Here is a 7,532-nt window from a genome sequence, read left to right as displayed (position 1 = left end):
GATTTCCAAACCCAAGATACAGAATTGAAACGCGACAAAAAAGCCTACGATGATTTAGTACAACGTACTGGAATATCTCGAGAGGCTTTGATTTCAGAGCAAGAATTAAAAATAAAAATGGGTGGTGTTATTTCAAAAATAGAACGCTCGCTTGCAGAATCTCACGAATACGACTTTTAACCAATAACATAACCCCAACTAATTATGACAACCGAACAAAAACAATTACTATCAAAAGAGGTCAAATATTTGTCTTCTTTAACGTCTCAAAATAAAGTAGCCACTAAAGCAGGTATCTCATCGGCAACTATAAGCCAAATGATAAACGGAAATTGGGCTTTGATTAAAGATGAGATGTGGCAAAAGGTAATGGTAAAACTCAAAATTGAGTTGAACTGGAATACGGCTCAAACTTCAAATTTAGAGTATATCCACAAACATTTGGCAATGGCTAAAAAGCAATCATTAAGTTTTGGAATTGCTGACAAAGCCGGGGCTGGTAAAAGTGAAACCTATAAACTTTTTGCAAAAACAAATCCAAACGTCATCTACATAGAATGTATGACTTTTTGGAAACAAAAAAGTTTTGCTAAAGCATTGGTAACCGCTTGTGGACTGGATGATTTTGGAACTACCGAGGATCTTATCGAAAAGTTTATAGACCACGTTAGCGGACTAAAAGAACCAATAGTAATCCTGGATCAGTTGGATAAGCTAAAAGATACATCGGTTGATCTGTTTATTGATTTCTTTAACAACTTGAGTAATTGTGGCTTTGTGCTGTCGGGTACTCCAGCACTTGAAAAAAGATTCCGTCGAGGTGTTAATAATGACAAAACGGGTTATCACGAATGTTGGTCCAGGTTAGGCAGAAAATGGCTCAAACTTAATTCAGCAACAATCGATGATGTAACCAAGATTTGTCAGGCTAATGGTATTGATGACATAGAAGATATAGAAACTATTTTCGACAATTGTGATGATGATATGCGCCGTGTAAAACGAGATGTTCAAAAGCATTTTATGAATAAAAAAGCCGCTTAATAATGGCAGTAAAAAAAGCGTACAGCTATAGCGACATTGATAAAATAAAGTTTATTGAAATTAAAATTAACGGCGAATGGAAATCACATCTTGGCGAACCCCAACTAGGTAATAGTCATTGGTTAATATACGGTGAATCAGGTCACGGAAAAACTAACTACGCACTTCAAGTCGCCAAACAATTGTGTACGAATCATAAAATTCATTACAACACAAAAGAAGAAGGCTTAAAAAAGTCGTTCAAACTATCGCTCAAGCGAAATAATATGAAAGGCGTGAATAATTTCAATTATCAGTCCGAAGACTTGGAAGAATTAACTAATAGACTAGAACGGAAGCGTCAGGCAAAAATAGTAATTATAGATTCTGTTCAATATTTTTTTAGAGGCAAAAGAAGTAAAGACTATTTCGAGTTTATCGAAAAATTTGAAAACACAACATTCATTTGGATAAGTGGAGCTGATGGTAAAATGCCAAAAGGCAAAGTAGCCGAAGATATTTATTACGACGCCGATATAGTCGTAAATGTGAAAGATTTTATAGCAACGGTTCTCAAGAATAGATTCGAAGCTTATGAGCCAAGAACAATATGGGAGCACGGAGCAAACGAGAGACAATTAAAACTATTACAAAAAGGATAAAATGACAACAAAACAACCCCACCAATACCTAGGACTTACTCAAGACGAGTACGACACCGATTGTATGATTCAGTATATGCGCTGGTGTCAGAATATGGCGAAAGCCCACAACGTGCCGTTGCAATCATTGCTGGCTAACAGGGGAATGTCGAATTACTACACGGCGCAGTTTCTTGAATTAGAGCATAGTTTTAAAATCATAGCCGCTAGATTAGATGGCTTAGTCGATACTGAAATTATGAATCGAAACTATGAAATGATAATGGTCGAATTGTATTGCAATTATCCATCGGCATTAATCGAAGCCGCCAAAAGATTAAAAATAGAAAATCCAACCTTTAACCAAAATTAATATGCCACAAACACTACAACCAAACACATCCGAAACCTTTGCAATCAAAAAAGAAATCGAAAGCCAACTTTTAAACCTTGACATCAAGATAAAAAAAGAGGTGCTAATTTCCGATGTTGTAGGTCTGCTTTCCGAAAAACGCCAATTGCAAGAACTCTTAAACCAGTATAACAATGAGAATTGAAAAAATACAGAACCGCCTCCAGTTCCTTCACTTGTGTTTGCATTTTTCAAGCCAAAAACAGGAAAAGCTAACCATCCTCGATAGGATGTTGATTAACCAGGAAAGAGGACAATTACTCAAGGAAATTGACTATCCAAAAACAGAACCAAGACCAGTCCCGGAAACGGTAGAAATCAAACTTAAAGAAATCCAACTATTGATTGACAAATACGATTGGAAACCTTTAAATATAAATCAACTCAATGGAGGATATTAAAAAAAAACGCAGTTCAAATGACAATCGAAGGTATAAACTCCACCAAAAAATAAAACAATTGTTTGAGTTTTATTCACGTAAAAAGTTAATCATCATTACATTTGATTATGACTTAAAAGACAAATTTGTAATAGAGCTTCGAGATAGATTTAAATATCAAATACAATATTCAATCATATCTCCAAATGAAATTAACGTAAACGAATATCAAATAATAAGCAATTAACACCCATAATTATGAACACAGAAACATTAGAAAAACCAACAATCGATTTGAGTCAAGCGACTCCAGAACAATTGAAAGCTCAACTTGCAAAAATTGAAGCCAAAAAAAGACCAAGACCGTGACAGCTACAAAGCCTTAGTTGCCGAAACCGTACCAAAAGCAATATTCAAACTTTGCCGTGCTTCGGAAATTATTAGCGATGCCAAAACCGAAACATTCAAATTCTTTGAAGATATTTTGGACTTAAAAAATCAAGTTTATGGCTTGAAAGAAAAGCAAATGTCGCACACATTCTCAACCGATAAAGAGGAAATCACTATTGGATATCGCATCAATGACGGTTGGGATGACACCGTGACCGCAGGAATCGAAAAGGTACAAACTTTTATTTCCTCACTTTCTACCACTCCCGAAACGGCTGCGCTTGTAAAAGTAGTGTTTTCACTCTTGAAAAAAGACGCCAAAGGCAATCTGAAAGGTTCACGAGTTCTCGAGCTCCAACAACTAACCAAAGACTTCAACAACGAAGAGTTTACCGATGGTGTACAAATCATTGCAGCAGCTTACAAACCAGTTCGCTCTTCGTGGTTCATAGATGCCAGTTTAATCAACGATGACGGCACAAAAACAAGTATTCCTTTGTCGATGTCTTCGGTAGATTTTTTGAGCGGTTATAAGTTCGAATTTTTCTCTGAAGTAATTCCCGAAGCCGATGCAACCGAGTGATCACAGCGCAATAATCCTATTAGTGATACTGCTAATAGGCACGAACCTAAAAGCCATTTACAATTATCTGGAATGGCTTCGATTTAAAATCCACATCATTATAAAACGAATAGAATATGAAATTAAAATTAATAATACTAGAAAAAACACGTGAAACAGGAAAGTTTGTCAGCATTAATAAGGCTGGTGTTTTTAACTTTTCGAAAGATTTTATTGAAGAAAATGGAATAAAAGAAAGTATGCGACTTGACTTTCTTCAGGATGAAGAAAGTAAAAAAGACTGGTACTTTCAACTTTTACCTACTGGACAATCAGCATTTAGAAGCAGTAATAAAGGAGTTGCAAAAGGCTTAATGATAAACTGCTCTTTTATTGCAAAAAAAATAAAAGAATCTCTTGGGTATGATGTAGATAAAACACTTACAGCTCCAATAGGTCTAGGTGAAATGGTTGACGGAGTAATGACCTATTCAATCATTACTGCCGCTATAAAAAAACAATAGTTAGTTAATTCGGTTTCCCGATTAGTTCAACAGGTAGAAAATTCGCAGTGAGCGCGAATAGATGAGAGTTCGAATCCCTCATCGGGAGCAAATTTAAAACAACAACAAAATGAAAAAAAGAGTAAGATTATTTGAATTTTCGGAATTAATACAAGCAACCCTTTTAAAAATTGTAAATGACAAGCATAACGACAGCATAAAAGTTACTGTTTACGGCTATACAAAAGGCTTAGATCATGTCGAGTTTAGTTATGATATTGAATTTTCAAATGACTTAGATAGAGACTTAACCTTTGATGAAATTACCTCTGAACTAATGTTTGAGGATATCAAAAAAATAATTGCCAGTTCAGAAATTCCAATTTTAGTTTAAAAACAACAGCAAAATGAAAAAAATCACACATTACATAGTCAACATTGGTCATTCTACACAAACCAAAAACAAGCTTCAATTGGAGTTTTTGAACTACTTAAACACGCTGTCAGGCGTTCTAGTTGAAGAAAAACAAAAGAATGATCTGATTTGTAAAATCATTGAAAAATCAGTTGAGTTAAGCCAAAAGTATTCCCGATGCACACCTATTTCAGTACACTTTGATGAGTGCTACGATAAAACAGGATTAAAGATATGTGGCTTCTATTATATGTCTGTAAAATTATTGTATGGGTATTATGAAAGCAACTAAAATCCAACCAAAAACAACCGGAGGAATCACTCCTTTTCAAATCAAGGAAATAATGCGCAATTGCAATTATAACGAGGACATAAAAGAGGAATGGGTACAATGGGTAACCGGTGATGTGAACCGTAAGAGCTTGAGGTCTATAACTCACGATGAGGCAATCAGAATAATGCACCAGCAAACCGGAACTTCCCCTCTTTCGGAGGGGTGCCTGAAAGGCGGGGTGGCAGACAACTGGGCACGGTTTGATAAAACAAAGCCACGACACAAAGTAATCCTATCGCTGTGCCGACAGGCGCAATGGACGATTGCAAACGACAAACACGGCGAAGTGGCAGACCTGGGACGCTTGAGTAATTTCCTAAAAAGTGACAAATCGCCAGTTCGTAAACCACTTATGGAAATGACCTCGATTGAGGTAGAGAAAATTATTCAGGCATTGAACGGAATTGTAAAATCAATTTATAGATAATTATGTTAGAAAATATAGTAATAGTGGCAGTAGCCATAGTAGTATTAGCAATAGTATTTTGTTGGGGATATATGGCAGGTGCTTTTTTTGAGTGTCCTAAAATTGCCAAACAAGATGAATTATTTTGTTACAACTGTGAGATTGACACGCCAGTCAAAGAAAACAACGGAAGTTATTACTGCTCAAATTGTGGTCTTTACCATGGGAGCAAAATATAGCATCACCGAAGTATGTCCTCACGACATCGCCGTGATCAGAACCTTAACCGCTGAATGCGGATGTGAAACCACCGCTGAATTTTGCGCCGAATATGGGGAACAATTAACTAAACCTAAAATTGAATGTTAAGATGAAAATAGCCTTAAAACTTTCGCTTATGCAACTTGGAGCTTTGGTGTATTCATTCAATGCTATTGCAAAAATACCAGTTACGGATCGCAATAAAAAAGTGGCGCGATCTATCTTGGACAAAGTAGTTATTAAAATCAAAAAGAAACACGTCGAGGAGGATTATAAGGCAACACTGTTCACACAAAAAAAGAAAATAACCTTCTCACTCGAATTCTACGAGGCACATTATTTAGAGTATTTCGTGACCATTGTCGATAAATATCCAATGAACGATTATGACAGGAACGTACTTCGGTTTATAAGAGGAGAACTCAACCAAAAACTAGCATAATTATGAAAAAGAAAATTTACATAGCGGGTAAAGTAACAGGAGAGCCCACAGAATCCTGTCGTGCAAAGTTTGCGGCAACACAGCAACACCTCGAAGCCTTTCCTTATGATTTTAAGGTGGTAAACCCTATGGTGCTTATTACGGATGTTACAACACCTTGGCACGAAGCTATGGATATTTGTCTTACCGAACTTAAAAAATGCGACGCTATTTATATAATGCCGTGCTCTATTGATAGCCCAGGAGCGCAACTAGAACTGCAATATGCTATTGACTATAAACTTGATATTTATTACGAACTAGAATAATGGAGCAACTAACAACCTACACTGTCAAGAGCAAAAATGAGGGATTGATATTCCTGTTTAAATACGATTTAAACGGCCATTTAAAAGCCTTTGAAATCATAGAAGGCGAACTCAACGGAAAGCAAATGAAATGGCTTTTTGCAGGCGCAAACTTCCCCGCCGATGAAAGTATAATGCGGTCGGTTTGGCAAAAGGAAAAGGCATATACTGCCAATTTTGAAATCATAAAAGCCACTCCCGTACTTGACTTTGAAAACCTCTGGAATATCTACAACAACAAAGTCAAAAAGTTCGAAGCCGAAAAGAGTTACAACAAACTCAAAGAACCCGATAAAATAAGGTGTTTCCTTGCCGTAAAAGGCTATGATAAATACCTAGCCAAAACAGGAGTTGCAAAGGCACATCTTTCCACATTTATAAATCAACGCTACTTCGAGGATGAGTGGTCTAAAGCTTAAACGAATACAACGATGAATATTAATTAAACAACAAATAAAAATGAATGACACATTAACCGTCCCAAAGGACAAAGTATTAGAGGCTTATTCTAAAGCCAAATCACCAAGAAAAGTGATGTTAGAAAACCTTTTCGGCATCAAAACCTTTCAGCCTGAAATCAAAGAAAGAATCAAATCTTTTGATGATGTTTTGCGAGAAAACGGAATTAAACGAGTGGTTTTCGACAACAATTGTCAAGACTTAACCACCGATGAAGTGGCTTATAAAATGATCAAAGAAATTGTCAAAGCATTCAACGAAGGTTGGACACCTGACTGGTCAAATAGTAGTGAATACAAGTACTATCCTTGGTTCAAAATGGGTTCTCCTTCGGGTGGCGGTTTTTCGTACTACGACTGCGCTTATTGGAACGCGGTTTCGGGTGTCGGCTCGCGCCTTTGCTTCAAAAATTCAGATTTAGCGAAACACGCTGCTAATCTATTCCTTGACATTTACAAAGATTTACAAACCGCTTAAAAACCATATTATGTACACAGAAATTAAAACATTTGAAGACGCTTGCAAGGCTATTAATGTAGAGCCTACTATTATTCCAGATTTTTCATTGTTTCCTGAAGCAGACCAACGGGCAATGATAGCACACGCCAAATTAATAATTATTGCCAAAGCCATAAACGGTGACTGGGTGCCAGACTGGACAAATGGCGAGTGGGATAAATACTATCCTTGGTTCAAAATGGGTTCTCCTTCGGGTGGCGGTTTTTCGTACGGCGGCTGCGGTGATTGGGGCGCGGGTTCGAGTGTCGGCTCGCGCCTTTGCTTTGAATCAAGCGAAAAGGCAGAATATGTAGGAAATCAATTTGAAGACCTGTACAAAGCCTATTTTGTAAAAGCATAAATAATTAGGGTTGTGTGGTGTCGTTGCTGTAGTTCTCCTTCAGGTGGCAGTTTTTCGTACAACGACTACGATAATTGGAACACGAATTCGAATGTCAG

At 36.8% G+C, this 7,532-nt stretch carries 17 protein-coding genes and 1 tRNA gene; all 18 read left to right on the top strand.

The features are described from left to right. On the top strand, positions 1–180 hold a 180-nt coding region (locus ACH2BV_RS04030), incomplete at its 5' end, for a hypothetical protein (RefSeq protein ID WP_395049439.1). Between the two features lie 24 nt (positions 181–204). Continuing rightward, complete coding sequence (locus tag ACH2BV_RS04025; protein ID WP_395049438.1) at positions 205–1,044, top strand: AAA family ATPase; 840 nt, start codon at positions 205–207, stop codon at positions 1,042–1,044. 2 nt (positions 1,045–1,046) lie between these two features. Further along, positions 1,047–1,685 carry an AAA family ATPase gene (locus tag ACH2BV_RS04020; protein WP_395049437.1) on the top strand — a complete coding sequence of 213 codons (639 nt, stop codon included), beginning with the start codon at positions 1,047–1,049 and terminating at the stop codon, positions 1,683–1,685. A 1-nt stretch (position 1,686) separates the two neighbouring features. Next, complete coding sequence (locus tag ACH2BV_RS04015) at positions 1,687–2,037, top strand: hypothetical protein (protein WP_395049436.1); 351 nt, start codon at positions 1,687–1,689, stop codon at positions 2,035–2,037. 1 nt (position 2,038) lies between these two features. Beyond that, positions 2,039–2,221 (top strand): hypothetical protein, encoded by a 183-nt coding sequence (locus ACH2BV_RS04010; protein WP_395049435.1) that lies wholly within the window; start codon positions 2,039–2,041, stop codon positions 2,219–2,221. Continuing rightward, positions 2,211–2,477, top strand: a complete 267-nt coding sequence (locus ACH2BV_RS04005; protein WP_395049434.1) for a hypothetical protein — start codon at positions 2,211–2,213, stop codon at positions 2,475–2,477. The genes ACH2BV_RS04010 and ACH2BV_RS04005 overlap by 11 nt, the downstream gene beginning before the upstream one ends. Positions 2,478–2,796: 319 nt before the next feature. After that, positions 2,797–3,429, top strand: a complete 633-nt coding sequence (locus ACH2BV_RS04000; protein WP_395049433.1) for a DUF3164 family protein — start codon at positions 2,797–2,799, stop codon at positions 3,427–3,429. 116 nt (positions 3,430–3,545) lie between these two features. Next, entirely contained in the window at positions 3,546–3,932 is a 387-nt protein-coding gene (locus tag ACH2BV_RS03995; RefSeq protein ID WP_395049432.1) for a hypothetical protein, read from the top strand. 15 nt (positions 3,933–3,947) lie between these two features. Then, a tRNA-Ser gene (locus tag ACH2BV_RS03990) sits at positions 3,948–4,020 on the top strand. Between the two features lie 21 nt (positions 4,021–4,041). Then, entirely contained in the window at positions 4,042–4,305 is a 264-nt protein-coding gene (locus ACH2BV_RS03985) for a hypothetical protein (RefSeq protein WP_395049431.1), read from the top strand. A gap of 13 nt (positions 4,306–4,318) precedes the next feature. Then, a complete protein-coding gene (locus tag ACH2BV_RS03980; RefSeq protein WP_395049430.1) occupies positions 4,319–4,618 on the top strand; it encodes a hypothetical protein in 300 nt (99 codons plus the stop codon). Next, positions 4,596–5,087, top strand: a complete 492-nt coding sequence (locus ACH2BV_RS03975) for a hypothetical protein (protein WP_395049429.1) — start codon at positions 4,596–4,598, stop codon at positions 5,085–5,087. The genes ACH2BV_RS03980 and ACH2BV_RS03975 overlap by 23 nt, the downstream gene beginning before the upstream one ends. Before the next feature lie 87 nt (positions 5,088–5,174). Continuing rightward, on the top strand, positions 5,175–5,435 hold the full coding sequence (locus ACH2BV_RS03970) for a hypothetical protein (RefSeq protein ID WP_395049428.1): 261 nt from the start codon (positions 5,175–5,177) through the stop codon (positions 5,433–5,435). A 1-nt stretch (position 5,436) separates the two neighbouring features. Continuing rightward, entirely contained in the window at positions 5,437–5,769 is a 333-nt protein-coding gene (locus ACH2BV_RS03965; protein ID WP_395049427.1) for a hypothetical protein, read from the top strand. A gap of 2 nt (positions 5,770–5,771) precedes the next feature. Then, positions 5,772–6,077, top strand: a complete 306-nt coding sequence (locus tag ACH2BV_RS03960; RefSeq protein WP_395049426.1) for a DUF4406 domain-containing protein — start codon at positions 5,772–5,774, stop codon at positions 6,075–6,077. Then, on the top strand, positions 6,077–6,535 hold the full coding sequence (locus ACH2BV_RS03955; protein WP_395049425.1) for a hypothetical protein: 459 nt from the start codon (positions 6,077–6,079) through the stop codon (positions 6,533–6,535). Before ACH2BV_RS03960 ends, ACH2BV_RS03955 begins: the two co-directional genes overlap by 1 nt. A gap of 40 nt (positions 6,536–6,575) precedes the next feature. Beyond that, the gene (locus tag ACH2BV_RS03950; protein ID WP_395049424.1) at positions 6,576–7,052 is read left to right on the top strand and encodes a hypothetical protein; all 477 of its coding nucleotides are present in this window, start codon (positions 6,576–6,578) and stop codon (positions 7,050–7,052) included. Positions 7,053–7,062: 10 nt separating this feature from the next. Next, positions 7,063–7,434 (top strand): hypothetical protein, encoded by a 372-nt coding sequence (locus ACH2BV_RS03945; protein ID WP_395049423.1) that lies wholly within the window; start codon positions 7,063–7,065, stop codon positions 7,432–7,434. Positions 7,435–7,532: the final 98 nt, after the last annotated feature.

Origin of the sequence: Flavobacterium sp. (assembly GCF_043780635.1) — a bacterium.
GTDB lineage: Bacteria > Bacteroidota > Bacteroidia > Flavobacteriales > Flavobacteriaceae > Flavobacterium.
The sequence above is the reverse complement of the archived record's forward strand: the minus strand, read 5'-3'. Positions and strand labels throughout refer to the sequence as shown.